Annotated in this window: 32 protein-coding genes; 24 read left to right on the top strand and 8 right to left on the bottom strand. The window is 73.7% G+C overall.

What is annotated here, in order from left to right; translation table 11 throughout:
- Positions 1–53 precede the first annotated feature (53 nt).
- On the bottom strand, positions 54–1,463 hold the full coding sequence (eccB, locus tag KSK32_RS25550; RefSeq protein ID WP_216933496.1) for a type VII secretion protein EccB: 1,410 nt from the start codon (positions 1,461–1,463) through the stop codon (positions 54–56).
- Between the two features lie 250 nt (positions 1,464–1,713).
- Here eccB and trxA point away from each other — a divergent pair, with 250 nt between their 5' ends.
- From trxA to KSK32_RS25485, 13 genes are all read left to right on the top strand, one after another.
- A complete protein-coding gene (trxA, locus tag KSK32_RS25545; RefSeq protein ID WP_120570220.1) occupies positions 1,714–2,064 on the top strand; it encodes a thioredoxin in 351 nt (116 codons plus the stop codon).
- A gap of 53 nt (positions 2,065–2,117) precedes the next feature.
- On the top strand, positions 2,118–2,387 hold the full coding sequence (locus tag KSK32_RS25540; protein WP_216933495.1) for a metal-sensitive transcriptional regulator: 270 nt from the start codon (positions 2,118–2,120) through the stop codon (positions 2,385–2,387).
- 137 nt (positions 2,388–2,524) lie between these two features.
- Entirely contained in the window at positions 2,525–3,925 is a 1,401-nt protein-coding gene (locus tag KSK32_RS25535; protein WP_216933494.1) for an MBL fold metallo-hydrolase, read from the top strand.
- 85 nt (positions 3,926–4,010) lie between these two features.
- The gene (locus tag KSK32_RS25530) at positions 4,011–4,595 is read left to right on the top strand and encodes a rhodanese-like domain-containing protein (RefSeq protein WP_216933493.1); all 585 of its coding nucleotides are present in this window, start codon (positions 4,011–4,013) and stop codon (positions 4,593–4,595) included.
- Complete coding sequence (locus tag KSK32_RS25525; RefSeq protein WP_216933492.1) at positions 4,592–5,488, top strand: sulfite exporter TauE/SafE family protein; 897 nt, start codon at positions 4,592–4,594, stop codon at positions 5,486–5,488. The genes KSK32_RS25530 and KSK32_RS25525 overlap by 4 nt, the downstream gene beginning before the upstream one ends.
- Complete coding sequence (locus KSK32_RS25520) at positions 5,427–6,035, top strand: bifunctional 2-polyprenyl-6-hydroxyphenol methylase/3-demethylubiquinol 3-O-methyltransferase UbiG (RefSeq protein WP_216933491.1); 609 nt, start codon at positions 5,427–5,429, stop codon at positions 6,033–6,035. The genes KSK32_RS25525 and KSK32_RS25520 overlap by 62 nt, the downstream gene beginning before the upstream one ends.
- Before the next feature lie 74 nt (positions 6,036–6,109).
- Positions 6,110–6,820: a spermidine synthase gene (locus KSK32_RS25515; protein ID WP_216933490.1), complete on the top strand. Its 711-nt coding sequence runs from the start codon at positions 6,110–6,112 to the stop codon at positions 6,818–6,820.
- Positions 6,821–6,892: 72 nt separating this feature from the next.
- Positions 6,893–7,072 carry a hypothetical protein gene (locus KSK32_RS25510; protein ID WP_018787202.1) on the top strand — a complete coding sequence of 60 codons (180 nt, stop codon included), beginning with the start codon at positions 6,893–6,895 and terminating at the stop codon, positions 7,070–7,072.
- A gap of 101 nt (positions 7,073–7,173) precedes the next feature.
- Entirely contained in the window at positions 7,174–8,853 is a 1,680-nt protein-coding gene (locus KSK32_RS25505; RefSeq protein WP_216933489.1) for a long-chain-fatty-acid--CoA ligase, read from the top strand.
- A 48-nt stretch (positions 8,854–8,901) separates the two neighbouring features.
- Positions 8,902–9,120, top strand: a complete 219-nt coding sequence (locus KSK32_RS25500; protein ID WP_216933488.1) for a hypothetical protein — start codon at positions 8,902–8,904, stop codon at positions 9,118–9,120.
- Between the two features lie 57 nt (positions 9,121–9,177).
- A complete protein-coding gene (locus KSK32_RS25495; RefSeq protein ID WP_216933487.1) occupies positions 9,178–10,269 on the top strand; it encodes a winged helix DNA-binding domain-containing protein in 1,092 nt (363 codons plus the stop codon).
- A 26-nt stretch (positions 10,270–10,295) separates the two neighbouring features.
- On the top strand, positions 10,296–10,850 hold the full coding sequence (locus KSK32_RS25490; RefSeq protein ID WP_216933486.1) for an AAA family ATPase: 555 nt from the start codon (positions 10,296–10,298) through the stop codon (positions 10,848–10,850).
- Positions 10,847–11,617, top strand: a complete 771-nt coding sequence (locus tag KSK32_RS25485; protein WP_216933485.1) for a maleylpyruvate isomerase N-terminal domain-containing protein — start codon at positions 10,847–10,849, stop codon at positions 11,615–11,617. Before KSK32_RS25490 ends, KSK32_RS25485 begins: the two co-directional genes overlap by 4 nt.
- 9 nt (positions 11,618–11,626) lie before the next feature.
- Here KSK32_RS25485 and KSK32_RS25480 read toward each other — a convergent pair whose 3' ends face one another.
- Positions 11,627–12,265: a class I SAM-dependent methyltransferase gene (locus tag KSK32_RS25480; protein ID WP_216933484.1), complete on the bottom strand. Its 639-nt coding sequence runs from the start codon at positions 12,263–12,265 to the stop codon at positions 11,627–11,629.
- Positions 12,266–12,316: 51 nt separating this feature from the next.
- Here KSK32_RS25480 and KSK32_RS25475 point away from each other — a divergent pair, with 51 nt between their 5' ends.
- The gene (locus KSK32_RS25475) at positions 12,317–13,078 is read left to right on the top strand and encodes a trans-aconitate 2-methyltransferase (protein ID WP_216933483.1); all 762 of its coding nucleotides are present in this window, start codon (positions 12,317–12,319) and stop codon (positions 13,076–13,078) included.
- 255 nt (positions 13,079–13,333) lie between these two features.
- Entirely contained in the window at positions 13,334–14,797 is a 1,464-nt protein-coding gene (locus tag KSK32_RS25470; protein WP_216933482.1) for a PepSY domain-containing protein, read from the top strand.
- 257 nt (positions 14,798–15,054) lie between these two features.
- On the opposite strand, the gene KSK32_RS25465 is transcribed toward KSK32_RS25470, so the two are convergent.
- The gene (locus tag KSK32_RS25465; protein WP_216933481.1) at positions 15,055–15,699 is read right to left on the bottom strand and encodes an alpha/beta fold hydrolase; all 645 of its coding nucleotides are present in this window, start codon (positions 15,697–15,699) and stop codon (positions 15,055–15,057) included.
- 111 nt (positions 15,700–15,810) lie between these two features.
- Positions 15,811–16,392: a carboxymuconolactone decarboxylase family protein gene (locus KSK32_RS25460; protein WP_254187186.1), complete on the bottom strand. Its 582-nt coding sequence runs from the start codon at positions 16,390–16,392 to the stop codon at positions 15,811–15,813.
- 62 nt (positions 16,393–16,454) lie between these two features.
- Between KSK32_RS25460 and KSK32_RS25455 the strand changes: the two genes are divergently transcribed.
- Both KSK32_RS25455 and KSK32_RS25450 read left to right on the top strand, forming a co-directional pair.
- Positions 16,455–17,111, top strand: coding sequence for an HAD family hydrolase (locus KSK32_RS25455; RefSeq protein ID WP_216933479.1), 657 nt, complete (start codon positions 16,455–16,457; stop codon positions 17,109–17,111).
- Between the two features lie 194 nt (positions 17,112–17,305).
- Complete coding sequence (locus KSK32_RS25450; protein WP_216933478.1) at positions 17,306–17,911, top strand: YdeI family protein; 606 nt, start codon at positions 17,306–17,308, stop codon at positions 17,909–17,911.
- Positions 17,912–17,935: 24 nt separating this feature from the next.
- On the opposite strand, the gene KSK32_RS25445 is transcribed toward KSK32_RS25450, so the two are convergent.
- On the bottom strand, positions 17,936–18,811 hold the full coding sequence (locus KSK32_RS25445; RefSeq protein WP_216933477.1) for an alpha/beta fold hydrolase: 876 nt from the start codon (positions 18,809–18,811) through the stop codon (positions 17,936–17,938).
- Between the two features lie 127 nt (positions 18,812–18,938).
- Between KSK32_RS25445 and KSK32_RS25440 the strand changes: the two genes are divergently transcribed.
- From KSK32_RS25440 to KSK32_RS25415, 6 genes are read left to right on the top strand one after another with little or no spacing between them, the layout of a single operon-like run.
- Positions 18,939–19,163: a hypothetical protein gene (locus tag KSK32_RS25440; RefSeq protein ID WP_216933476.1), complete on the top strand. Its 225-nt coding sequence runs from the start codon at positions 18,939–18,941 to the stop codon at positions 19,161–19,163.
- A 42-nt stretch (positions 19,164–19,205) separates the two neighbouring features.
- Positions 19,206–19,982 (top strand): hypothetical protein, encoded by a 777-nt coding sequence (locus KSK32_RS25435; protein ID WP_254187185.1) that lies wholly within the window; start codon positions 19,206–19,208, stop codon positions 19,980–19,982.
- A gap of 51 nt (positions 19,983–20,033) precedes the next feature.
- On the top strand, positions 20,034–20,777 hold the full coding sequence (locus tag KSK32_RS25430) for a cyclopropane-fatty-acyl-phospholipid synthase family protein (protein WP_216933475.1): 744 nt from the start codon (positions 20,034–20,036) through the stop codon (positions 20,775–20,777).
- Between the two features lie 57 nt (positions 20,778–20,834).
- Positions 20,835–21,332: a YcxB family protein gene (locus tag KSK32_RS25425; RefSeq protein WP_216927932.1), complete on the top strand. Its 498-nt coding sequence runs from the start codon at positions 20,835–20,837 to the stop codon at positions 21,330–21,332.
- Positions 21,333–21,373: 41 nt separating this feature from the next.
- Positions 21,374–21,694 (top strand): PadR family transcriptional regulator, encoded by a 321-nt coding sequence (locus KSK32_RS25420; RefSeq protein WP_216936356.1) that lies wholly within the window; start codon positions 21,374–21,376, stop codon positions 21,692–21,694.
- 31 nt (positions 21,695–21,725) lie between these two features.
- Positions 21,726–22,787 (top strand): hypothetical protein, encoded by a 1,062-nt coding sequence (locus KSK32_RS25415; RefSeq protein WP_216933474.1) that lies wholly within the window; start codon positions 21,726–21,728, stop codon positions 22,785–22,787.
- A 6-nt stretch (positions 22,788–22,793) separates the two neighbouring features.
- Here KSK32_RS25415 and KSK32_RS25410 read toward each other — a convergent pair whose 3' ends face one another.
- Positions 22,794–24,197, bottom strand: coding sequence for an alpha/beta hydrolase (locus tag KSK32_RS25410; protein ID WP_216933473.1), 1,404 nt, complete (start codon positions 24,195–24,197; stop codon positions 22,794–22,796).
- A gap of 184 nt (positions 24,198–24,381) precedes the next feature.
- On the opposite strand from KSK32_RS25410, the gene KSK32_RS25405 reads away from it, so the two are divergent.
- Entirely contained in the window at positions 24,382–24,576 is a 195-nt protein-coding gene (locus KSK32_RS25405; protein ID WP_216933472.1) for a helix-hairpin-helix domain-containing protein, read from the top strand.
- Between the two features lie 113 nt (positions 24,577–24,689).
- Here KSK32_RS25405 and KSK32_RS25400 read toward each other — a convergent pair whose 3' ends face one another.
- Together KSK32_RS25400 and KSK32_RS25395 are read right to left on the bottom strand one after the other, a co-directional pair.
- On the bottom strand, positions 24,690–25,058 hold the full coding sequence (locus KSK32_RS25400; RefSeq protein ID WP_216933471.1) for a YciI family protein: 369 nt from the start codon (positions 25,056–25,058) through the stop codon (positions 24,690–24,692).
- A gap of 92 nt (positions 25,059–25,150) precedes the next feature.
- Positions 25,151–26,014, bottom strand: coding sequence for a PhzF family phenazine biosynthesis protein (locus tag KSK32_RS25395; RefSeq protein ID WP_216933470.1), 864 nt, complete (start codon positions 26,012–26,014; stop codon positions 25,151–25,153).
- Positions 26,015–26,016: the final 2 nt, after the last annotated feature.

Genomic DNA, 26,016 nt, shown 5'->3' with positions numbered 1-26,016 from the left:
CTGCCTGCTCGGCTCCGGCCCGCGCCTGCGCGTCCGAGCCGGACACCCGGCGCTCAGGCAGGTGCGGCGACCGTGCGGGCGGCCTCCGGATCGAGCGGGCTGCCGGCCGGCAGCAGATCCACCAGGCCCGCCGGCAGCCGCGCCGGACGTACGCCCGCGTACCCGAGCATGCCCGGCACGTCGGCGCCGGTCAGCGCGTACCGCCGGCCCAGGTCGGTGACGACGCAGATCGCGCCGCCGGTCGCGCCCGGCGCGGGCACCGCCTCCACGAGCGCGCCACGTCCCGGCTCGACCACCACCGCGTCGGCGAGCCCGGCCCGGCCGCCCGGCGTGCGCGCGGCGGCGGCCAGGGCCGGCGCGGTGACGCCGAGGCGGAGCTCGCGGAGGCCGCCGTCGTCGCCGGCCCGCGCGCAGAGCGCACCCTCGGCGGCGGCCAGGCGGGGCGGTACGGCGGGCGGCGCGGTCGCCCCACCGGGCACCAGACCGGGCAGCTTCGGCAGCGCGGCGAACCGGCCGAGCGTGATCGGTTCCGGATCCCGCTGGCCGGTCCGGGCCAGCAGCAACGCGGCCTGCAACTCGGTGATCGCCGCCAGCCCGCCCCGCTGGGCGACCGCGTACTGCCGTCCGCCACCGGAGTTGCGCACCAGGTAGACGTCGCCCACCGCCGCGCCGGTGACCCGCTCGGACGGCGCGCCGAGGTCGTCCACCCGCGGCGGGGCCAGATCGGCGCCGGCCGGGAGCGTGTTCAGCAGCGCCGCCGCCACCGGCACCGCCCGCTCCCGGGTGGCGGCGAGCGCGGCGAGCACCCGGTCGGTGTCGCGCAGCAGGTAGCGCCGGTCGTGCCAGAGCAGGTGCAGGCCGCCGTCCGGGTGCCGGGCGAGCAGTCCCTGGTCGCCGAGCGCCCGGCCGCCGGTGGCCTCCCGCCCGATCAGCAGCACCGAGCGGGCCTCGCCGCGCCCGGCCGCCGGGCGCCCGTCCTCCTGGCGCCCGGTGTCGTCGCCCGCCGCCGAGCAGAGCGTCCAGGCGTCGCGGGCGAGCCGGTTCGACGCGGGCAGCGAGTCCGGCGCGTCGGCGATGCCGAGCGGCAGACCGCGCGGCACCCCGTCGATGGCGCGGCGACTGACCAGCACCGTCTTCGGCCGCTCCGCCCCGATGATCAGCAGCGCGGAGGCGTAGTTCAACACCGGGTGCAGCTTCTCGTCGCGGTAGACGAACCGCGCACCCGACTCCTTCTCCACGATCACCGCGCCCGTCTCGCGCCACGAGTCGCCGCCGCCGGTGAACAGGCCGTAGAGCGCGACGCCGCCGAGCGCGATCGCCGCGATCAGGACGCTCGCCAGACCCGCGCCGGCCAGTCGGCGGAACGGCGACTGCGGCGGGTCCGTCTCCCGCATGACGAGCGCGGCGACCGCCCGCTGGACGGTGAACTGGTACGAGTGCAGCTGGTCCTGCCGCGACGCCATTCGGGTCCCTTCCGCCGGGATTCGCCGGCGCACAGGATAAGCGCTCCGTCGATGCCCGGCGACCCTGCGTGTCCCTCGCCGGCCTTCGTTTGTCGACCCGCTCCGCCAGTACGCCGAGGTGGCCGCATCCCGCCCACCCGGACCCCACCACTCCCCCGAGCTGGAGTCGATCAAGCCGGCCACCACCCCTGGAATGGATACCCCCGGGGGTGTGTTACACGTGTCGTAACCGAAACCGACGGAGGCACTGATGGCCAGCGTGGCGTTGACCACCACCGACTTCGCAGAGACCGTCAACCGGGACGGCATCGTCCTGGTCGACTTCTGGGCCGGCTGGTGCGGCCCCTGCCGGGCGTTCGCGCCCGTCTACGAGAAGTCCAGCGAGCAGCACCCGGACATCGTCTTCGGCAAGGTCGACACCGAGGCCGAGCCGGCCCTGGCAGCCGCCGCCCAGATCCGGTCGATCCCGACACTCATGGCGTTCCGGGACGGCGTGCTGGTGTTCGCCCAGCCGGGCGCCCTGCCCACGGCCGGGCTGGAGGAGCTGATCCGGGCCGTGCGTGACCTCGACATGGACGAGGTCCGGGCCAAGACCGCCTGACGGGTGGCGGCACTGGTACCCCCTGGGGTATATTCGAACGCAGGAGGTGGGACGTGAATCTTCGACCGGAGATGACAGGTGACGCACTGACCCGGCTCAAGCGGGCCCGGGGCCAGCTCAACGCCGTCATCGAGATGATGGAGAACGGCGAGGACTGCCGCGCCGCGCTGACCCAGCTCGCCGCGGTTTCCAAGGCCATCGACCGGGCCGGCTTCAAGATCATCGCCTCCGGCATGCGCTACTGCGACGCCGCCCGCCAGGCCGGCGAGGAGCCGGAGATGACCGAGGACGAGCTGGAGAAGCTCTTCCTGTCCCTGGCCTGACGATCCACCCGACCGACTGGATCCCGCCCGCGCCGTGTGACAGCGACGCGGGCGGGTAGACAACTGCCTGGAAACCCCAGGCCGCAGACTGTCCCACGCATACCCCCCGGGGTATATAGGCAATGAGAGGAAACGGCATGACTCTCGACGTGTCCGTCATCGCGACCTCCTCGCTGGGCGACCGCAGCTACCTCGCCTCCGACGGCCGGGTGGCGATCGTGGTCGACCCACAGCGCGACATCGACCGCATCCTGTACCTGGCCGGCGCCGAGGGCGTACGGATCACCCACGTGGTCGAGACGCACATCCACAACGACTACGTCTCCGGCGGCCTGGAACTGGCCCGGATCACCGGCGCGCAGTACCTGGTGGCCGCCGCCGACACGGTCGAGTTCGACCGGACCCCGGTCTCCGACGGCGACACCGTGCCGGTGTCGGACACGATGCGGCTGCGGGTGATCGGCACCCCGGGCCACACGTTCCACCACCTGTCGTACGCGCTCGACGAGGCCTCCGACGGCGGTTGGAACCCGGCCGGCGTGTTCACCGGCGGCTCGCTGCTGTTCGGCACCACCGGCCGCACCGACCTGCTCGGCCAGCAGTACGCGCACGATCTGGCGCATCACCAGCACGCCTCGGCGCGCAAGCTGGCCGACCTGCTGCCCGACGGCGCGCAGGTGTGGCCGACGCACGGCTTCGGCAGTTTCTGCTCGGCCAGCCAGGCCGACGCGCCCGAGTCGACGATCGGCCGGGAGAAGGAGGCCAACCCGGTGCTGCGGCTGGCCGCCGACCAGTTCGTCGACGAGACACTGGCCGGGCTGGACGCCTACCCGGCGTACTACGCCCACATGGGCGTCGCCAACGCCGCCGGTCCCGCCCCGGTCGATCTCACGCCGGTGGCCCGGGCCGACGCCGACGAGCTGCGCCGCCGCATCGCCGCCGGTGAGTGGGTGGTCGACCTGCGCCACCGCAAGGCGTACGCGGCCTCGCACCTGGCCGGCACCGTCAGCCTCGGCCTGGACGGGCCGATGTCGACGTGGCTCGGCTGGCTGATCGACTGGGGTGTGCCGATCACGTTCCTGGCGCAGACCCCGGAGCAGGTCGCCGACGCCCAGCGGGAACTGGTGCGCATCGGCATCGACCGTCCGGCCGCCCAGGCCACCGGCGAGCCCGAGCAGTGGACCACGGACCCGTCGCAGCTGCGTGAGCTGGCCGTGGCCGACTTCGGCGCGCTCGCCGCCGCACAGGCCGGGAAGACCCCGGCCGGGCTGCCCGAGCCGCAGGTCGTCCTCGACGTGCGGATGACAGGCGAGTGGACGGCCGGGCACATCGACGGTGCGGTGCACGTGCCGCTGCCGGACGTGCCCGAGCGGCTCGGCGACATCCCCGCCGGAACGATCTGGGTGCACTGCGGCTCCGGCTACCGGGCCACCGCCGCCGCGTCCCTGCTCGCCAACGCCGGCCGTGACGTGGTGCTGATCGACGACTCGTACGGCCGGGCCGAGGCGGCCGGCGTACGCATGGCGCCCGTCGCCTGACCTCTCCCCCAGCGCCCGGCCGGCGTGTCCCTGCGCCGGCCGGCGCTCGACCCTGCCCGAGAACACCCCGTGAAGGAGACAGAGCATGACCACGACCACCCCCACGACCATCGACGCGGCGACGCTGCGCGAGCTGATCGCCGCCGGCCGTACACCCCGGATGCTCGACGTGCGCACGCCCGGTGAGTTCGAGGCGGCGCACATCCCCGGCGCGTACAACGTGCCGCTGGACCTGCTCCGGGAGCACCGCGCGGAGCTGCGCGGCCACCTGGACGAGGACGTGGTGCTGATCTGCCGCTCCGGCGCCCGGGCCGGCCAGGCCGGTCAGGCGCTCGGTACCGTCGGCCTGCCCAACGTCAAGGTGCTCGACGGCGGCATGCTGGCCTGGCAGGCCACCGGCGCGCAGGTCAACCAGGGCCGGTCGCGCTGGGATCTGGAGCGCCAGGTACGCCTCGTCGCCGGCTCGATCGTGCTCGCCGCCGTCGTCGGGTCGGTGTTCGTCCCCGGTCTGAAGTGGGTCGCCGCGTTCATCGGCGCGGGCCTCACGTTCGCCGCGCTCACCAACACCTGCGCGATGGGCATGCTGCTGAGCAAGCTGCCGTACAACCGCGGCGCGAGCTGCGACCTCGACACGATCGTGGGGCAGTTGCGGGACGGGAGCCGCAAGTGACGACTCTCGTCCTGACGCTGGCCGGCGCGGTGCTGATCGGCGTGACGCTGGGCCTGCTCGGCGGCGGCGGATCGATCCTCGCCGTGCCGCTGCTGGTCTACGTCGCCGACCTGCCCGCGAAGGAGGCGATCGCCACCTCGCTGCTCGTCGTCGGCGTGACGAGCGCCGTCGCGGTGCTGCCGCACGCGCGGGCGAACCGGGTCCGCTGGCGTACCGGGCTCATCTTCGGCGTGGCCGGGATGACCGGGGCGTACGCGGGCGGACGGCTGGCCGAGTTCGTTCCGGCCGGCGTACTGCTGACCGGGTTCGCCCTGATGATGCTCGCCACCGCGGTCGCGATGCTCCGCGGCCGCAAGCCCGTCGAGGGGCGCCCGGTGCCGCACGAGCTGCCGATGCTGCGGGTGGTCGGCGACGGCGTGGTCGTCGGCCTGGTCACCGGTCTGGTCGGCGCGGGCGGCGGCTTCCTGGTCGTACCCGCTCTGGCCCTGCTGGGCGGGCTGCCGATGCCGGTCGCGGTCGGCACCTCGCTGGTCGTCATCGCGATGAAGTCGTTCGCCGGCCTGGCGGGCTACCTGTCCAGCGTGCAGATCCACTGGGGCCTGGCCGCCGGGGTCACCGCCGCCGCGGTCGTCGGCAGCCTGCTCGGTGGCCGGCTCGCCGGCCGGATCCCGGCCGACCTGCTGCGCCGGGGGTTCGGCTGGTTCGTCGTGGTGATGGGCGTGTTCGTGCTCGCGCAGCAGTTGCCGCCGGTGTGGGGACTCGCCGTGGGAGCCCTTGCCGTGGCCGGTACGGTCACCATGGCGGTGTGGGGCCGCCGGAGGAGGGGACACAGTGGACAGCAGCGCCTGGTACAGCCGGTACGCCGGCACGCCCGGACTGGTGTGGAGCGCTGAGCCCAACCGCTTCGTGGTCGAGTCGGTCGTCGGGCTGACTCCCGGGTCAGCGCTGGACATCGCCGCCGGCGAGGGCCGCAACGCGGTGTGGCTGGCCGGTCAGGGGTGGCGGGTCAACGCGGTGGACTTCTCCGCGGTGGCCGTCGACCGGGGGCGGGAGCTGGCCGACGCACGCGGCGTGACTGTCGACTGGCGGGTCGCGGACGTGACCGCGTACCGGCCGGTGCCGAACAGCTACGACCTGGTGCTGATCAGCTACCTGCACCTGCCCGCGCCGGAGTTCGCCGGGGTGCTCGCCGCGGCGAAGTCCGCGCTGCGCCCCGGCGGCACGCTCGTGGTGGTGGGCCACGACCTGGCCAACCTCTCCGGCGGCATCGGCGGCCCGCAGGACCCGGACGTGCTGCTCACGCCGGAGTCGGTGGTCGACGGGCTGGCCGGGCTGCGGGTGCAGCGGGCCGAGACGGCCCACCGGCCGGTCCCGGGCACCGACGGTGGCACCGTCGACGCGCTGGACACCGTCGTGGTGGCCACCCGCCCCGCCGGCTGACGCCGTCGTTTCGCCGGGCCGGGCCCGGGACCGGCCGGTAGCATCCGGGGACGGATCGGCGGAGAGGACACCGGGTGGGCGTGCGTTTCGAGGAACTGGCCTGGCGCGAGACGCCGATCGGCGAGATCAGCCTGCGGCGGCGCCGTGACCCGGCTCTGGACTCCGACGTGTACGAGGTGAAGCTCGGCGACGAGTACCTCATGTCCAGCGCCTTCCCGGTCGCGGAGATCGAGCTGGCCCGGCTCGGGCTGGCCCCGCTGGCCGGTGAGGCGCTGGACGTGGTGGTCGGCGGGCTCGGCCTCGGCTACACCGCACGGACCGCGCTGGAGGATCCCCGGGTGCGCTCGCTGGTGGTGGTCGAGGCGATCGAGGACGTGATCGACTGGCACCGGCGGGATCTGCTGCCGTTCGCCGCCGGACTGGCCACCGATCCGCGTACCCGGTTCGTGCGGGCGGACTTCTTCGCCGCGGTCGCGGGGGACGGTTTCGACAGCGACGAGCCCGGGCGCCGCTTCCACGCGGTGCTGCTGGACGTGGACCACTCCCCCCGTCAGGTGCTGCACCCCAGCCACGCCCCGTTCTACACGGTCGGCGGGCTGCGCCGGCTGGCCGCGCTGCTGCACCCGGAGGGCGTCTTCGCGCTGTGGTCGAACGACCCGCCGGACCCGGCGTTCCAGCGCACGCTCACCGAGGTGTTCCCGACCTCGGTGGCGCACGTCGTCCGGTTCCCGAACCCGTTGCAGGGCCGGGAGGCGGCGAACACGGTGTACGTGGCCCGGCACTGATCCACCCGGCGGCGCATGGCCACCCGGCCAGCGGGAAAGCGCACGGCCCACCGTACGACGGGAGGCTGGGACATGCGCGCGTTGCTCTGGGTGGTCGGCGTGGTCGCCGGTGTGCTCATCCTGCTCGGGCTGCTGCTGGAGGCGGTCCGCTGGCTCGTCATCATCGGCGTGATCGCGCTCGCCGCGGTCATCATCTTCGGAATCGTGAAGGGCCGGCGGGTGGTGCACCAGCATTCGACCCGCCGACGCTGACCTGGGGACAGTGTGACCCACCCGGCAACCTACGTGAGCGTAGGTTACCCGGTGGTTAAGTTAGGCTGGGGGCGTCATCCGCGCGACGAGGAGCAACGGCGATGGACGCGACCGCCCAGCGACCCTGGACCCGTAGCTACGCACCCGGGGTACCGGCCGACATCGCCGAGCCGGACGGCTCACTCGTCGACCTGCTCACCGAGGCGGCCGGGCGGTTCGGTCCCCGGGTCGCGCTCGACTTCTACGGCGCCACCACCACGTTCACCGAACTGGCCGACCAGGTGGAGCACGCCGCCGAGGCGCTGCGCCGGCTGGGCGTCGGCCCGGGCGACCGGGTCGCTCTGGTGCTGCCGAACTGCCCGCAGCACGTGGTCGCGTTCTACGCCGTGCTGCGCCTCGGCGCGGTGGTCGTCGAGCACAACCCGCTCTACACCGCCGACGAACTGGACCGGCAGCTCACCGACCACGGCGCACGCGTCGCGATCGCGTGGGACAAGGTCGCGCCGCTGGTGGCGGGACGCGGCGCCGTGCGTACCGTGGTGGCGGTCGACCTGACCGCGGCGCTGCCGCGGCTCAAGCGGTGGGCGCTGCGGGTGCCGCTGCCGAAGGTCCGCGCCGCCCGCTCCGCGATGACCGCCCCCGCGCCCGGCGCCCTGCCCTGGTCGGAGCTGGTCGCCGCCGCCGGGCCGCTGCCCGCCGGGCATCCCGCGCCGGAGGCCGGGGACGTGGCGCTGCTCCAGTACACCGGCGGCACCACCGGCGAGCCCAAGGGCGCGGTCCTGACCCACCGCAACCTGCGCGCCAACGCCGCGCAGGGCCGGGCCTGGGTGCCCGGCCTGCGCGACGGCGCCGAGACGGTGTACGCGGTGCTGCCGCTGTTCCACGCCTACGGACTGACGCTCTGCCTCACCTTCGCCGTGAGCATCGGAGCGACACTCGTGCTGTTCCCCCGCTTCGACGCCGACCAGGTGCTCGACGCCGTCCGCCGCCGCCCGCCGACGTTCCTGCCCGCGGTGCCGCCGGTCTACGCGAAGCTCGCCTCCGTCGCCCGCGAACGCGGCGTCGACCTCACCTCCATCCGGTACGCGCTGTCCGGCGCGATGTCGCTGCCACCGGCCACCGTGGAGCTGTGGGAGCAGGTGACCGGCGGCCTGCTGGTCGAGGGGTACGGGATGACCGAGACGTCCCCGATCACAGTCGGCAACCCGGTCGCGCCGACCCGCCGGCCCGGCACCGTGGGCGTGCCGTTCCCCTCCACCGACGTGCGTATCGTCGACCCGGAGGACCCGGCCCGCGACCGCGCGCCGGGCGAGGCCGGCGAGCTGCTGGTCCGCGGCCCGCAGGTGTTCTCCGGCTACTGGCACCGGCCGGAGGAGACGGCCAGGGTGCTGCTGCCGGGCGGCTGGATGCGCACCGGCGACATCGTCACCATGGACGCCGACGGCTTCATCACGGTGGTCGACCGGATCAAGGAACTGATCATCACCGGCGGCTTCAACGTCTACCCGTCCGAGGTGGAGGAGGCGCTGCGCCGCATCCCGTGCGTACGCGAGGCCGCCGCCGTGGGGCTGCCCACCGACGACGGCGAGGAGGTCGTCGCCGCCGTGGTGATCGACCCGGCGGTGGCCGGTACGCCGGAGGCGATCCGGACCTCGTGCCGCACCCACCTGGCCGGATACAAGGTGCCGCGCCGGATCGTGATCGTCGACGAGCTGCCCTACTCCCAGATCGGCAAGATCCTGCGCCGCGAGGTACGCGAACGGCTGCTCGCGGGCCGCTGACCCGGGCTGCTCGTTTGCCGGCCCGGCGGCGGGGGTAGACGAGCGTCCATGGTGGATTCACGGGGCAAGTCGGTCGGTCGTTACCTCATGCGTGTGGTCGGGGGTGTGGCGGTCATCTTCGGCCTGCTCGGCATCTTCGGCACGCTCGCCGAGGGCAACCTGTTCGGCATCGTGTTCAGCCTCGTTCTCATCGCCGGCGGGGTGTTCCTGCTCAAGCGCTCCGGCCCCGACCGGCGGACGGACTCCGTGCCGCGCGCCGCGCGCTGACGCGCCGGACCGTGCCGCGGCGCCGGACATGTCGGTGCCGCCACCTACGCTGTGGCGATGGTCGACAGGCGTCAGGTGATGGCCTTCCGCGTGCGCGCTCAGCAGCTCGACCGGGCGCAGGGCTCGCTCGCCGACACCGCGGTGCTCGACATCGGCGTGCAGGACACCGGTCCCGACGGCGGCCGGTGGGCGCTCGCCGCACGCGGGGTCGACGTGACCCCGCTGACCGGTGACGACCTGGCGCTGCTCTGGACCGTACGCGGCGCCCCGCACCTCTACCGCCGTGCCGACGTGGGCGCGGTGGCCGCCGCGGTCGAGCCGTTCTCCGACGCCGACGCGGGCAAGCGCATCTACGACGCGGCAAAGCCGTTGAAGGCGGCCGGCATCGGCATCGTCGCCGCGCTCGACGAGGTGGCCGCGCGGATGCGGGAGATCGTCCGCAAGCCCACGGTCAAGGGCGAGGTCTCCGGCCGCCTGGCCGAGGTGATGCCCGAGCCCTACCTGCGGTTCTGCCGGCCGTGCAACGCGACCCACCTCTACGAGATGCCGTTCCGGCTGGCCGCCGTGCGGGCCGGGCTGGAACTGCGGCTCGACACGTCGCCGCCGGTCCTGGAACGCATCCCCGGGTTCCGTCCCGCCGACGCACCCGGCGACCGGTTCGACCTCGTCCGCGCCTACCTGCGGCTGCTCGGCCCGGCCACCCCGAAGCACGTGGCCGACTACCTCGACGCCCCGGTCAAGGAGGTCAAGGCCCGCTGGCCGCGCGACGCGGTCGAGGTGAGTGTCGACGGCGACACGCGCTGGTTGCTCGCGGCCGACGAGGCCGCGCTGGCGTCGGCCGAGACGACGGCGACGCGCCTGCTCGGCCCGTTCGACCTGTTCCTCCAGGCGAAGGACCGGGCGACGCTGGTGCCGGACGCGGCTCGGGTCAAGGAGCTGTGGCCGGTGCTCGGCCGCCCCGGCGCCGTCCTCGTCGACGGCGACCTGGCCGGCACCTGGCGCCCCCGCAAGTCCGGCCGCTCCTTCACGGTCACGGTCCAGCCGTGGCGCAAGCTCACCGGCAGCGCCCGCGACGCGGTCGTCGTGGAGGCCGAGCGGCTCGCCGCGTACCGGGGTGTGCCGCTGGCCGGCGTCGACGTCGCCGGCTGACGCCCCCTGATGGCATCATCGTTCCCGTGATCGTCTGGATCAACGGACCGTTCGGCGTCGGCAAGACGACCACGGCACGGTTGCTCGCGAGCACGCTTGCGGACGCGCGGCTGTTCGACCCCGAGTTCCTCGGCTCGATGCTCACCGCGTTCGTCACCCCGCCGACCGGCGACTTCCAGGATCTGCCGCTGTGGCGTCACCTCGTCGTGCAGACGGTCACCGGCCTGGACCGGCACCACGCGGGTGTCTGGATCGTGCCGATGAGCCTGCTCGACCCGGCCTACCGGACGGAGATCATCGGCGGCATCCGCGCCGCGGGCGTCGACGTCCGCGAAGTGGTGCTCACGCTGCCCGAGGACCGGTTGCGGGCCCGGATCGACGCCGACCTGGTCGAGGCCGGCGCACGCGGCTGGCGGCACGACCACGTCGACCCGGCGCTCGCCACGTTCGCGTCGGTGAGCGACGCCCGCCTGATCGACGCCTCTCCCCCGCCCGAGCAGGTGGCCGACGCCGTCGCCGCGCACGTGCGCGGCGAAACTCGCTGTCCGGCTCCCGGGCACCCTGGTAGACAGCCGGAGTGACCCGACCCCTGACGTTCACCGATCGGCTGCGGCTGATCGACGACCGGTCGGCCGCGTTCCGGGACGCGGTCGCCGCCGCGCCGGACCTCGACGCGCCGGTGCCGACCTGCCCCGGATGGACGCTGTTCGACCTGGCCCGGCACATCGGCGAGGGACGCCGCTCGTGGGCGGCCACCGTCGCCGCCGGTCCCGAGGCGTCCGGACGGGCCGCGCCCGGCGGCCCGGGCGCACCCCGGGAGCGTACGGCGCTGCGGGACTGGCTGGCTGAGTCCACCGAGCAGTTGCTGGCCGCGCTGCTCGACGCCGGACCCGATCGTGGCTGCTGGACGTGGTGGGACACGTCGCAGTCCCCGCATACCTGCGGGTCCGTCGCCCGGCACCAGCTCCAGGAGATCGCGGTGCACACCTACGACGCCCAGCTCACCGTCGGCGCGCCGCAGCCGTTGCCGGTCGAGGTGGCCCTCGACGGCGTGGAGGACTTCCTGTTCACCTGCTGCGCGACCACTGTGCCGTGGCCGTACGAGCCCGCCGTCCTCGACTACCACGTCACCGAGGGCGGATCGTGGCGCACGCGACTGTCCCCCGACGGCGTCCGGGTCACCCGCCTGCCCGCCGAAGCCGATGCGGGCCCGGCCGGCACCGCCGCCCGCGCAGGCGCCGGTGACCTGGTCCTTGCCTTCTACGGCCGGATACCGCTGGACGCGCTCGCCGTCGAGGGCGACCGGCGCGTGCTCGACCGGATCGCCGCGTGGGATCCGGACGCGTAGACCGCCACGTCACCGGTGGGCGAAGACGAAGCCGCCTTCGACGTCCGGGGCGGGGTGATGCGTCATCTCGGCCTCGACGGTGAACCCGACGTCGGTCAGCCAGGCCGCGACCCGCTCCGGCCGGCGGCGGTGCACGTGGACGCGCATCGGATGCCCGCCGTACCCCTGCGTCTTGAGCCGGCTTCCGTCACCGGCGTGGAACCCGAGCAGCACGACCCCGCCGGGCCGCAGCACCCGGTGGAATCCGGCGAGGACGGCGGGCACCGCGTCGTCCGGCACGTGGATCAGCGAGAACCAGGCGAGCAACCCGGTCAGGTACCCGTCGGTGAGGTCGAGACGGGTCATCGAGCCCACCTCGAAACGCAGGCCCGGGTGGTCGCGCCGGGCCACGTCGATCATCACCGGTGACAGATCGATGCCGAACGCGCTCAGACCCAGATCATGCAGATGACGGGTGATCCGTCCCGGCCCGCAGCCGACGTCCGCCACCGGCCCGGCCCCCCGCGCCCGAACCAACTCGGCGAAGAGCGCGAGGATGCCGCGCTGGAACGGCTCGTTCGAAAGGGCGTCACGCAGCAGGTCGGCGTAACCGGCCGCCACCGTGTCGTAGGAGGTGCGGGTGTCGTCCAGCCAGCCGGTGTCGCTCACGCCGCGTACGATAGCCGCGAACGACGGACCGGTGGTGGGAGGGTGACCGGCATGCCGGATCGTGCGTTGAGCTTCGGAGCGGCCGCGCAGGCGTACGAGCGGTTCCGGCCCGGCTATCCGGAGGAACTGGCCGATCTGGTGCTGGCGTACGCGGGCCGGCCCGCCCGGACCGCTCTGGAGATCGGCGCCGGGACCGGCAAGGCGACCCGGCTGTTCGCCCGGCGCGGCATCGCGGTCACCGCCACCGACCCGGACCCCGCGATGCTCGCCGAGCTACGCCGGCACGACCCCGCGGACGTGCGGGTCCGGCAGGTCGCGTTCGAGCAGTTGCGCGCCGACGAGCGCCACGACCTGGTGTACGCGGCGGCGGCCCTGCACTGGACGGCCCCGGACCGGCGGTGGGAGCGGATCGCCGGGCTGCTCGCGCCCGATGGCGTGTTCGCCTCGTTCGGCGGGCCGCTGCGGCTGGCCGACCCGGCCGTGCGCGACGCGGTGGCCGCGGCCCGGTCCGAGTACCTCGCCGACGACGAGATCCCGTCGCCGGACGGGACGCCACCGGCGGCCCGGATGCAGTGGCCCGGCACCGAGCTGCGCGCGTCCGGGTGCTTCACCGACGTGCGCCAGTCGGAGATCCGGCGGCGGGTCACGATGAGCGCCGACGACTACGTCGGCGTCCTGTCGACCGTCTCGGCCTATCTCGAACTGCCTCCGTACGTACGCGAGCAAGTGTTCGACCGCATCCGGGACGTCCTGCCCGGCACGGTCGAGGTCACCGCCGACGTCACTGTGCACCTGGCGCGGCGGACCTCGTAGCCCTGACCAACCGGCACCGGGTGATCCTCGACGGCACCCTGGCGCGAGTCGGCCCGCCTCGACGCCCCTCAGCCGCCGTCGGCATGCGGAGGCGTCCCGGAGCACCGAAAGACAACCCGAAGATCTGCGCGGACGAGGGAACTTCCTGACACACCTGACCGACTACTCGATCGGGAGACGGCAACCGGGCAGCCCATGGCTCGACGGGCACGAGCCACCCCGACCTAAAGCCCATATTTTCGATCGGAGTAGTCGATGTCCGTCACCGAACTGTCCGGCGATCCCGCGCCGGACACCTCCACCGCCGCGCCGGCCGCTCGACCGGGCCGCCAGCCCACGCCGTTCGCCACGCTGCTGACCCGGCTGCACTTCTACGCCGGCATCCTGGTTGCCCCGTTCCTACTGGTCGCCGCCCTGACCGGCCTGGCATACACCATCACCCCGCAGCTGGACCAGGCCCTCTACGGCGACCGGCTGACCGTGGCCGCCGTCGGTGACCAGCCGAAGACCCTCGCCCAACAGGTCACCGCCGCACGGGCCGCGCACCCCGACGGCACCATCGCCGCCGTGGCGCCCGGCACCGGCGACCGGACCACCCAAGTGGTGTTCTCGCTCGAGGAACTCGGCGACAAACAGCACACCGTCTACGTCGACCCGTACACCGGCGAGGTGACCGGGCAGCTCACCACCTGGTTCGGCTCCACGCCGGCCACCACCTGGCTCGACGACCTGCACCGCAACCTGCACCTCGGCGAGATCGGCCGGCACTACTCCGAGATCGCCGCCAGCTGGCTGTGGGTCCTCGTTCTCGGCGGCGTCGTCCTGTGGTGGCGCCGCCGCAGCGCCGCCCGCGCCCGGACGACACACCTGCTCGTCCCGGACCTGACCGCCCGCAAGGGAGTCCGCCGTACGCGGGGCTGGCACGCCACCACCGGTGTCTGGCTCGCGGTCGGCCTGCTGTTCCTCTCCGCCACCGGCCTGACCTGGTCCCGGTACGCCGGCGCGAACTTCGGCGCCGGCCTGGACACCCTGCGCGCCGGCACTCCGGAACTGTCCACCTCCCTCGACGGCACGGCCGCACCCGCGGGCGGCGGTGAGCACCAGCACGGTGGCGGGGCAACCGGCACGGCGGACAATCCGGCGTCCTACGACACCGTGCTGACCTCCGCGCGCGGCGCCGGGCTCTCGGGGCCGGTGGAGATCAGCCCTGCCGCGGAGTCCGGCCTGGCCTGGACCGTCGCCCAGGTCGACAACACCTGGCCGGTCGCGAAGGACCGAATCGCCGTCGAGCCCACCACCGGCGCGGTCACCGCCCGCAGCGACTTCGCCGACTGGCCGCTGCTCGCGCAGCTCAGCAGCCTCGGCATCCAGGCCCACATGGGGCTGCTGTTCGGGCCGGTCAACCAGATCCTGCTCGCCGCACTCGCTCTCGGTCTGCTCTGCGTCATCATCTGGGGCTACCGCATGTGGTGGCAGCGCCGCCCCACCCGCACCGGCCGGCGCGCCCCGCTCGGCTCACCGCCCGCCCGAGGTGGCCTCCGCGGGCTTCCGTGGTGGGCGCTGCTGCTCGGCGTACCGGTCACCGTGGCACTCGGCTGGGCACTGCCCTGGTTCGGCGTCACCCTGCTCGGCTTCCTCGTCATCGATCTCGTCCTCGGCCTGCTCGCCCGTCGGCGCCGCCGCCCCCTACCCGTCTCACCCGCCCCGGCCGGAAGCTGACCCCGGCGGCTGTCCGGCAGCCACCGCTCCGGGAAGGCCGGACAGCCGCCGGGACCGTCAGTCGCGGATCCGCATGACGCCTCGTCCCTCCCGATCAGTTTGTCGTCGGGAGGGACGAGGGGAGGCCGTCGCCGCGGCGCCCCCCGGATGGTCCGGTCGACGAAGACCGGAGCGTCCGTCGCCGGGCGGCCGGTGCCGTCAGCCGGGGGTCTCCCCGACCCGGTGGCCGGACGGGGGCGGATCACGACGAGACGGGGTCAAGACACCAGGTAGGCGATCAGCCGGTCGGCGAGCGGGCCCGGACGGCTCAGCGCCACCGCGTGGCCGCCGTCGATCTCGTCAGGCACCACGCCGAGCCGGTCGGCGGCCACCCGGCGTTGGAATCCGGTGGGGAAGAACTGGTCGTCGCGACCGATGAGCACCCTCGTCGGCACGGCCGGCCAGGTGGCGAGCGGCCACGGCTCGTCCCACTCCGAGCTGACCTGCTCCCGGCCGTGCGCCGGCGCCTCGGCGACGATCTCGGCCGGCACGCCGTTGTAGAACTGCTGCTCCTCACTGAGCCCTTCCGGCTCGCGGTAGCCGGTGTTGCCCCACCACTCCCCCGGTTTCTCGCCGGGCCGCGGGATCATCGGGGTGAGCAGGACCAGCAGCCGCACCGGCAGCCGGTCGGCGATCAGCGGTGCGGTGAACGCGCCGTACGAGTGCCCGACCACCACGAGGTCGTCGCGGTCACCGACGGCGTCGACCACCACCCGGCGGAAGTCGGCGAACCCCGCCGACCGGTCCCCGATCGGCAGCTCCGGCACCACCGCGTCGTGGCCACGGGCGGCCAGCTCGGGAACGACCCGATGCCAGTCCCACGCGCTGCCCCCGCCGCCGTGGATGAGCACGAACGTTGTCATGCCCGGACCCTCCCACACCGGTACGACATGCCGTGACCGTGCGGGGTGGCCCGCGTCCGCGTTCCGCGCTTCGCACGCGGGCCACCCCGACCAGCGTCCGGACTCGCCCGTTCAGACCGGGCGGCCGAACGTCACCGCTTTCCGGACCAGCGGTGGTGCCTTCTCCGCCAGTTGCGCGTCCGGCCGCGCGCCGAGCGCGTCGTTCACAGTGGAGAAGGCCAGCCGGAACGCGACGAGCGCCGTCGCCTCGAAGATCTCCCGGTCGCTCAGGCCGGCGTCACGCAGGCGTTGCGTGTCGGCCTCGGTGGTGGCATTCGGGTCCGTCACCACACGGCGCGACCAGTCGGCCAGCGCCGCCTCCCGCTGCGACAGGTCCGCCTCGGCGCCGCACAGCACCGCGGCGGCGGTCGTCTCGTCGCTCATCCCGGCCAGCCGCGCGCCCCAGGCCAGCGCGCAGTACGAGTCGCCCCGGGCGGCGGCCGTGGCGGCGACCAGCACTGCCACCTCCCGCGAGGACAGGGTGGACTCGGACAGCAGTTCGGTGCGCGAGTTCTGGAACGACATCAGCACGTCGGGTCGCCAGCACCAGACGCGGGTGAGGTTGTTGACGTAACCGTCGGCGGCGAGGTCGTCCTCGTAGGCGGCTTTCGCCGCCGGGCTCTGCGGCGGTTCCGGGAGGAAGGAGGCATTCATGCGGGCAGTCTGCGCCATCCGGGCGCCCCCCACAGGCTGATCAACGACAGTACGATCAGCTGATGATCCGGACGGTCTTCTTCGACGTGGGCGGGACGATTCTCGACGAGACCCGCGAGTTCGCGACCTGGGCGGACTGGCTCGGCGTGCCGCGGCACACGTTCTCCGCCGTCTTCGGCGCCGTGATCGCCCGAGGGCTGGACTACCAGGAGGTGTTCCGGGCGTTCCGGCCCGACTTCGACCTCACTGCCGAACTCGCCCGCCGGGTCGCCGCCGGTGATCCGGAGTCGTTCGGCGCCGACGACCTCTACCCGGACGCACGGGCCTGCCTGGCCGCCCTGCGGGAGCAGGGATTGCGGGTCGGCCTGGCCGGCAACCAGCCCGAGCACGCCGAGGCGACGCTGCGGGCGCTGGACCTGCCGGTGGACGTGATCGGCACGTCGGCGGCGTGGGGCGTGGCGAAACCGGCGCCGGAGTTCTTCGCCCGGGTCGTCCGCGAGGGCGGTGGCGACCCGTCGGCGATCCTGTACGTGGGTGACCGGCCGGACAACGACGCCGCCCCGGCGATGGCCGCCGGGATGTCGGCGTGCCTGATCCGGCGCGGCCCGTGGGGCCACATCCTCGACATGCCGGACGTGGCCGACCGGTGCTTGTTCCGCATCAACTCGCTGGACGAGCTGCCCGCCCTGGTCGCGCGGCATGGACCGAGAGTCACCTGAGTACCGGAGAGCTCGTGGCACCAGCCCGGTGACGAGGCGGCACGACCTGAGCGACGCCCCGGGAAAGGCGTGGAATCGCCGTGGCCTGCGGATCAGCGGCCGGCCGTCGCAGTGGCGTACGACAGGATGCCGGCGCCAGACGCACGAGCGGTGAGCCGCCGCCGATGTCGTACCCTCGGATTAGCCTGTCAGCCATGGGAAGCGCCGAGCTGGACGAGTTGATCGTGCCCGACGCGGAGGCGCTGCGCGCGTGGTTGTCCGCCCACCACGACACGTCTCCCGGCGTCTGGCTCGCCCTGACCCGCAAGGGCGGCACGGTCACGACGCTGACCTGGCAACAGGCGGTCGACGAGGCGCTCTGCTTCGGCTGGATCGACGGGCAGGCCCGCAAGCGCGACCACGAGAGCTCCTGGATCCGGTACACCCCACGCCGGGCGCGCAGCTCCTGGTCGCAGCGCAACGTCGCGCACGTGGCCCGGCTGGAGTCGGAGGGGCGGATGACGCCCGCGGGCCGGGCCGCGGTGGAGGCCGCGAAGGCGGACGGCCGGTGGGCTGCGGCCTACGCACCGCCGTCGGAGGCCGAGGTGCCCGCCGACCTGCTCGCCGCGATCGCCGCCGAGCCCGCCGCCCAGGCCATGTTCGACGTCCTCACCAGCGCCAACAGGTTCACGCTCATTCACCGGCTCAACGCGGTCAAGCGCGCGGAGACCCGGCAGCGCAAGATCGGCGAGTTCGTCGCCATGCTGGCCCGGCACGAGACGCCCCACCCGCAGAAGGCGAAACCCTCGACCACGCCGTGACGTCGCGGGCGCCCACGCCACGGCTCACGAGTGGTCCCGGACGAACGCGCGCATGAGCGCGGCGCACTCGGCCGCGTGCGTCTCCAGCAGCAGGTGGCCGCCGTCGTAGATGTGCGCGTCCATCCGGTCGAGCACGCGGTGGTAGGCCAGGACCTCGTCCACGTCGAAGTACGCGTCGTGCCGGCCCCACAGCACCAGCGCCGGCGGCTGGTGGACGCTGTGGTACCCGGCGATCTCACCGAACCGGTCGACGTGGGCGGCGTAGTCGGTGAACAGCGCGAACTGCGCGTCGACGTTGCCGGGCCGGGTCATCCGCTCCCAGTCCAGGTGCCACGCCTCGGGCGCCTGGAGCGGGCGTACGTGCTCGGGCAGCCCGGCGAGGTACTGGTCCCGGGTGCCGGCGAACGTCAGCCAGTCCGGCAGCGCGGCGCGCGTGGCCTCGCCCGGGTCGGCCCAGTACGCCCGCGCGGTGTCCCACTGCGCGCCGAGCCCGTCGGCGTGCGCGTTGCCGCTCTGCACGATCAGGCCCCGGATCCGTTCCGGGGCGCGCAGGGCGAGGTGGTAGCCGACCGGCGCGCCGAAGTCGTGCAGGTAGACGAAGAAGCGGTCGACGCCGAGCCGGCCGAGGAGCCGCTCGACCGTCCACGACAGGTTCTCGAACGTGTAGTCGTACTCGGCGACCGTGGGCGACGAGGACATGCCGAAGCCGGGCAGGTCGGGCGCGAGCACATAGGCGACCTCGGCGAGCGCGGGCATGACCGCGCAAAACGTGTGCGACGAGCTGGGAAAGCCGTGCAGCAGCAGCACCGCCGGGTCGCCGGGGCGGCCGGCCTCGCGGAGGAACACCTCCAGGCCGTCGACGTCGGCGTGCCGGTGGCGGACCTTCTGACTGGCGCGCATCACCTCATCCTGGCGGCCCGGGCTCGCCCGTACGGCCGGTTCGCCGCAGTCCGCACCATGACCGGCGACTGAACCGGGAAGAGCCGGGCGTACGCTCGAACGAGCCGACGGTGGGAGGTGGCCCGCGATGATCCCGGTGCTGATCCTGCCCGGGCTTCTCCTCGGGCGCTGGTGGCGGTCGTCGCTCGTCGCCGCGGCGCTGGGCTGGCCGGCCCTGCTGGTCGCGACCGGCGTCATGGACGTCGGCGTCGGGCCGTTCGGCGCGGCCATGCTCGCCGTCGCCAACACCGGTGCCGGCGCGCTGCACCATCAGGGAGCCCGCCGGGCGATCCGGAGGCTACGGGCGTCCTGAGGCGGGGCGTCGCGATCCGGTCGGTCCCGGCATGATGAGCCGATGCGGGTGACGATGGCGACCGACGCGGGGCATCCCGGGCGCGCCAATGAGGACTTCGCCGGCGCCGTGTCGTACGGCATGGTCCTGGTCGACGGCGCCGGTGGCATCGCCGGCGCGCACGAGGTCTGCCACCACGGCATCGCCTGGTACGCGTCCCGGCTCGGCGGCGCGCTGCTCGGCGCGCTGTCGCCGGATCGGAGCCTGCGCGACGTGCTGGCCGAGGGCATCGGGCAGGTCACCGCGGCGCACCGCGACACGTGCGACGTGACCCATCCGATCAGCCCGTTCGCGGCCGTGGCGATGCTCCGGTTCTCCGGCGGGACCGTCGAGCACCTGGTCCTCGGCGACGCGGTGGCGATCGTCGGCCGGGTGGGCGCTGAGCCGCTCGTCGCCCACGATCCGCGGGAGGTGGTGATCGCCCGTTCCTTCGAGGAGCGGCTGAAGGACGTGCCCGAGGGCGGCGACGAGTACCGGCGGCTGCTGATGGAACTGCGATCCCGCCGCAACAGCCCTGGCGGGTTCTGGGTCGCGAAGGACGACCCGAAGGTCGCGGACGAGGCGGTCACCGGCGAGTGCCCGGCCGACGAGGTGGGCACGGCGGCGCTGCTCAGCAACGGCGCGAGCCGCCTCGTGGACACCTTCGGCCTGACCGGCTGGCCGGGGCTGCTGCGTCTGCTGGAGACCGACGGCCCCGCCGAGGTCGTCCGCCGGGTCCGGCAGGCGGAGTCGCGCGGTGGCGTCGCCACCGACGACGCGACTGTCGTCTGCCGGCTCTGACCGTGCGAAAGCTCGCTGCGCGGACCCGCCGTGCTCGTGTTGACTGCGGCGATGGACCGTCAACGGCTCAGCAACATCGCGCACTCGCACCACCCGATCGCGGCTCCGGTCTCCGGTGTCGACGTCAACCGGCTGCTGCGCCGGGCCGGTCGCCGGCCGGCGGCCCGCATCCTCGACCTGGGTTGCGGTGAGGCCGCCTGGGCGTTGCAGGCGCTCGCGCACCACCCGGACGGGCACGCCGACGGCGTGGACCTCAACCCGTACGCGCTCGAACGCGCCGCGGAGGCCGCCGCTGTGCGCGGCCTCGCCGACCGGCTGACGCTGCACGAGCGCGACGCCCGGTCGTACGTGCCGGACGGCGACTACGACCTGGTGCTCTGCGTCGGGTCGACGCACGCGTTCGGGGGGTTCGGCGGGACGTTGGAACTGGCCGGCCGACACGTGAACCCCGACGGCATCCTGCTGGTCGGCGAGGGCTTCTGGCAGGTGCCGCCGACGCCGGAGGCGCTTGCCGCGCTGGGCGCGAAGCCCGACGACCACACCGACCTCGCCGGCCTGGTCGACGCCGCCGAGCAGGCCGGCTGGGCCCCGGTGTACGGGCATGTCAGCGACATCGCGGAGTGGGACGACTACGAGTGGTCGTGGACCGGCTCGCTGACCGAGTGGGCGCTGGACAATCCGGGTCACCCGGACGCCGCCGCTGCGCTCACCGCCGCCCGGGAGCACCGGGACCAGTGGCTGCGCGGATACCGCGGCGTGCTGGGTTTCGTGACGCTGGTGCTGCGCCGGACCTGACCGGCGCGCTACGCGGGTCCGGCTCGGCACAGGCGGGCGGAGGACTATCGTTCGGGCGTGCAGATCCGTTTCGCCGTACCGGCCGACCCCGCCTATCCGGCCCGCGTGGCCGCCGCGCTCGCCGCCGCCCGGCTGCGCCGGTTCGGCTACATCGGCGCGGCTCTCGCCGCGATCGGGGTGATCGGCTGGGTCGCCTCGCAGGCGTCGGAGCGGGGAGACCGCTTCGCGTCGCTGTGGACCGCGTTCGTCGTGGCCGGCGTGCTGTCGATGCTGTACGCGCCGTGGGTGCGGTGGCGGGCCCGGCGCCGCTCCGGCGGCTACGCGGTCGAGGGCGCCTACGACATCGACGACCGCAACATCATGATGCGCAGCGGTTCGGAGTCCGGCGGCATCGCCTGGGACGGCGTCACGCGGGTCACCGAGACCCCTGATTTCTGGATCGTGTACGTGAGACGGATGCCGGCCACTGTGATCCCCCGGTGGCTGATGTCCGCCGAGGACGCCGGGAGGCTGCGCGCTTTCATGGCCGAGCGGCAGCTGCTCGGCGACCGTTGACCATGTATTGATCGGCTGTATATGTTGCCTCGGTGAGTGAGATGCGCGAGGCGACCTTCCTGATCCTGACCGCGCTGGCCGACGAGCCGCGCCACGGCTACGGGATCATCCAGGAGGTCGCCGGCCTGTCCGGCGGGCGCGTCAACCTGCTGCCGGGCACCCTCTACGCCGCCCTGGACCGGCTGGTCGCGCAGGGCCTCGTCGAACACAGCCACGAAGAGGTGGTCGACGGCCGGCTGCGCCGCTACTACCGGCTGCGCGCCGACGGCCGGGCCGAACTGGCACGCCAGACCGAGCGGCTGCGACAGCTCGCGTCCGCCGCCGAGACCCGGCTGCGCGCCCTGCAGCCCCGCACCGCCTGACCCCACCGTCGCGGCCCCGTAGGGAGATACCATGCACCGCTGGCTGCTGCTGGCCTACCCCCGTGCCTACCGCCGGGCTCGCGGGGCCGAGATCCTGGAGACGGTACGGGACGTCGGCCCAGCCCACCGGCGTGCCCGGATCGCGGCGAATCTCGTACGCCATGGTCTGCGGGCCCGGCTGGGACGGCCGGCGAGCCGTTCCGTGGCGGCCTGGGCGGCGGTCTTCGCGGTGGCCTGCGGTCTGTTCGCCGGGTCTTTCGGCACCTGGCTCGCCTGGCTCGGCTCCCGCCCGCTCGACCACCGCGACCTCGCCGCCGTGGTGGGACAGCTCTACCCGGACCGGCAGGTCGACCACCTCGACCAGGACGACCCGCCCGCCGTGTTCCTCATCTACGGCCACCCGCTGAACGAGGACCTCCTGTCCGAGCTGCTGCTCGGCGACGGTGGCGAGTACGCGCCGGCCGAACTGAGCGCATCCTTCGACCAGATGCCGGCCGCCGGCCTCACCGAGCTGCGGCAGCGTCTGGACGCCGCCGGGTGGGAGCAGAGCGAGCCCGTCCACTCCAACGCGTACGATTGCATCCCCGGCCATCCACGGTGCGACCCGGCGACCATCCCCTCCGACATCACCGTGTACGCCGCACGCGGCGACCACATCCTCGCCGTGGAACTCGACGCCGAGGGCTCGACGAGCCTCACCCTCAGCCGCGCCACCCCCGGCGCCGCCTACCCCGCCGGCCTGCTCGGCCTCGCACTGGGCACGCTGGGCGGCTGGGTGCTGTTCGGCTGGGCCAGCCGCCGCACCGCGGGACGACGCATGCTGGTGCAGGGCCCGGCGAAGGTCCTGTACGGCGTCGCGATGCTGTTCTGGACCGCGCCGATCCTGTTGAGCGCGCCGCTGATGCTCGCGCACCACCTGAGCGAGCCGCATCCCCGCTGGCACGTGCCGTGGGAGTGGCTCGGCCAGCCCACCCTGTCGCTGCCGTTCCTGCTCGGCGCGGTCCTGCTGCTGCTCGTACTGGGCCTGGCGGCGCTGCCGCACCGGCACCCGGCGGCCCGCCCGCTCGCCGAGGCGCCGGGACCGGCGGTCTAGCAGCGGTCAGCTCGCCGGGCATCGCGCACCGGGGGCGGGCACCGTCAGGTCGACGAGGTACCGGTCCACCACTGCCTCCGTGCAGTCGTTGCGCTGGTAGGTGCCGTGGCCCCAGCCCTCGTAGGTGACCAGACGTCCGTGCCGGCCGAGTTGCCGGGCGACGTTCACCGCCCACGCGTAGCCGGTACGGGGATCGTGCCGGGTGTTGAGCAGCAGCAGCGGCGTGCGGGTGTGCACGTTCAGCTCGTGCGGCGGGTTGCGGACCGGGGACGGCCAGCCCAGGCAGGTCTGCACGGCCAGCAGACCGGCGCCGTACCGGACGTCCGGGGCGACGGCCCTAGCGTCCCGGACCAGGCCGGCGTACGCGGCGTAGTCGCGTACCTGCGCCGGCCAGTCCGCGCAGAACGCCGCGACCGAGAGCGGGAAGTTCACAGCCGGTGGCGGCGTGCCGGCGTCCATGTCCCGCACGATCGCCGCGAGTTGCGGCCAGCGCGGACCGGCGAGCAGGCCGAGCGCCACGGCCGTGACGTCGAAGGCGGTACGGGGGGCGTACTCACCCCGGTCCGCGCGGGCCAGCACCCGCGCCCACACCGACCGTACGTCCCGTTCGTGGAGCACACAGTCCGCTGACCTGTCACACCAGGAGACGAACTCGTCGAACGAGTCCTGCAACGTGGCGGCCTGTGTCCACACGAAGGATCGCGTGTCGAGGCTGTGGTCGAACACGCCCTCCAGCACGACGGCCCGTACGCGCCCGGGATACCGCTCGGCGTACTGCTGGCCCAGCAGCGTGCCGTACGAGCTGCCGTGGAACGACAGCCGCCGCTCCCCCAGCGCACGCCGCAGGGCGTCGAGGTCCCGGGCCGTGCTGAGCGTGTCGGCGTGGTCGAACACAGGGCTGGTCGGACGGCACCTGCGCCACAGCGCCTGGTTGTAGGCCACCGCGGCGTCGAAGTCCGCCTGGCCGGTCAGCGGGACGGGCGGCTTGCGCAGCGCCGGATCCGGGGTGCAGACGGGCGCGGCGGTGCGGGCGACCGTACGCGGGTCGAAGCTGACCAGGTCGAACCGGTCCAGCAACTCGTCGCTGAACCGGTCGCCCTTGCGGATGCGTTCCACCCCCGAGTCGCCGGGGCCGCCCGGCCCGAACACCAGCGTGCCCACCCGCTCCGGCGTTCGCGCGAGCCGGCGTGCCACGGCGAGTTCGAACGTCGGGCCGTTCGGCCGGGCCCAGTCCACCGGCACGCGGAGCCGGGCGCATCGCACGCGCTCGTCCGGCGGGACGTTCGGCAGGTCGTCGGCGCACTCGCCCCAGTCCAGGCGCGGCGGCGGGGCACCCGCGCGCGCCGGGCCGGGCAGTCCGGCCAGGACGGTGAGTGCGGTCAGGACGACGGCCACGGTAGGTCGGAACACTGCGCCTCCCGGTGTTTGGATGCTCGTCGATTCTTCGGCGGCGACCCACCCGAGTCCCATCCGGAACCGCCCCGAAACGCCTGTCCGGTCCTTCCCCGAATCTGACCCTGAGAACTGCGGGGACGGGAACGGCACTGCACTCGCCGGGGCATCGGGCTCGCAGCCGGCGGTCTAGCATCGGGCGATGACGTCGTCCCTGGACACCCTGCCGAAGATCGGCGCTCCGGCGACGCGGGCGCTGACCGCCGCCGGCTACACCACGCTGCGCCAGCTCGCCGGGGTGCCGCGCGCGGAACTCGCCCGCCTGCACGGCATGGGGCCGAAGGCGCTGAGCGTCATCGAGGCCGCCCTCGACGAGCACGACCTGCGGCTGAGCTGACGAGGTGATCGCGATGCCGCTCGGCACCTAGTCGTACGAACAAACGACCATGGTTGGCGTGGCCGCCGTCCGGGTGCCACGCCCACCCCGTCATCGCGGCGACGTCGGACCTGTCACCGGCCCGCCGCGCGGAGCATCGCCTCCGTCTCGGGGTCGGGCATGATCTCCCGGACCTCCTGGGCGCAGCGGCACGAGACGGCGATCTTGGCCGCCCACGTCAGCGCCTCGTCCCGGGAGGCCGCGTCGAGGACCACGAACCCGCCGATGACCTCCTTGGTCTCCGGGAACGGCCCGTCGGTGACCACCCCGTCCGTGCCGACGATGCTCGCCTGCTGGCGTTCGAGCCCGGTGCCGTACACGAACACGCCCGCGTTCACGGCCTCCTGGATGACCGCGTGCGCGTCCTTGCCCACCTGGGGGATCTCCTCGGCGGGGATGTGGTCCATCGCACCGTCGTTGAACGAGATCAGGTACCGCGGCATGCCATGACTCCCTTGTCCGGGCGGCCCGGTCCGGCCGCCTCTCACCCCGTACTACGAACGAGCCACCCGGGATCCGACGACACGCGTCCTCCTCACCGGACCGCCTCCTCGACAGGCGGGATGGGCACGGCGGTGCCGGTCACCGAGATCCCGGTGCCGGGACCGGCGGGGATGCCGACGGTGAGCAGGCTCGGCCGCCCCATGTCCTCGCCCTGCCGCACGGTGACCGTCGCCGGTGGCGTCACCAGGCCCAGCTCGCGCAGGTAGCCGCCGAACGCGGCGGCTGCCGCCCCGGTCGCGGCGTCCTCGACCACGCCGCCGGGCGGGAACGGGTTGCGCGCGTGGAACACCAGCTGGGACTCCCGGTGCACCAGGTCGATCGTCGTCCAGTCCCGCTCGGCCATCAGCGCGCTCAGCGCCGCCATGTCGTAGTCCAGGTCCGCCAGGCGGCGCCGGGTCGCGGCGGCCACGATCGGATGCCAGGCCCCGGCGTACGCGACACGCGGCGGCAGCGTCGCGTCGAGATCGTCCGGGGACCAGCGCAGTGCGGCGAGCAGCGCCGCACGGTCCTCATCGCCCAGGGGTACGGTGCGCGGCGCGACGCTGGTCAGCGTGGCGGTGGTGGTGCCGTCGGCCCGCACGCTCGTGGCGACCTCGACCAGTCCGGCGCGGGTGTCCAGGTGCAGCACGCCGGAGCCGTGCCGCTGCCCGTAGGCGACCGCCGACGCGATCGTCGCGTGACCGCAGAACGGCACCTCCGCCAGCGGGCTGAAGTAGCGGACCGTGAACCGCCCGTCCCCGCCGGCGGGCACGAGGAACGCCGTCTCGGAGTAGCCGACCTCGGCCGCCACCTGCTGCATCTCCGCGTCCCCGACGCCCGTGGCGTCCAGGACGACACCGGCCGGATTGCCACCGGCGGGGTCTGCGGTGAACGCCGCATATCGGAGAACATCCATGA

The sequence above is a fragment of the Micromonospora sp. WMMB482 genome (genome assembly GCF_019038635.1).
In the GTDB taxonomy this organism is placed as follows: Bacteria; Actinomycetota; Actinomycetes; order Mycobacteriales; family Micromonosporaceae; genus Micromonospora; species Micromonospora marina.
Note: the sequence above shows the minus strand (reverse complement) of the source record. Positions and strands in the feature narration are given on the sequence as shown.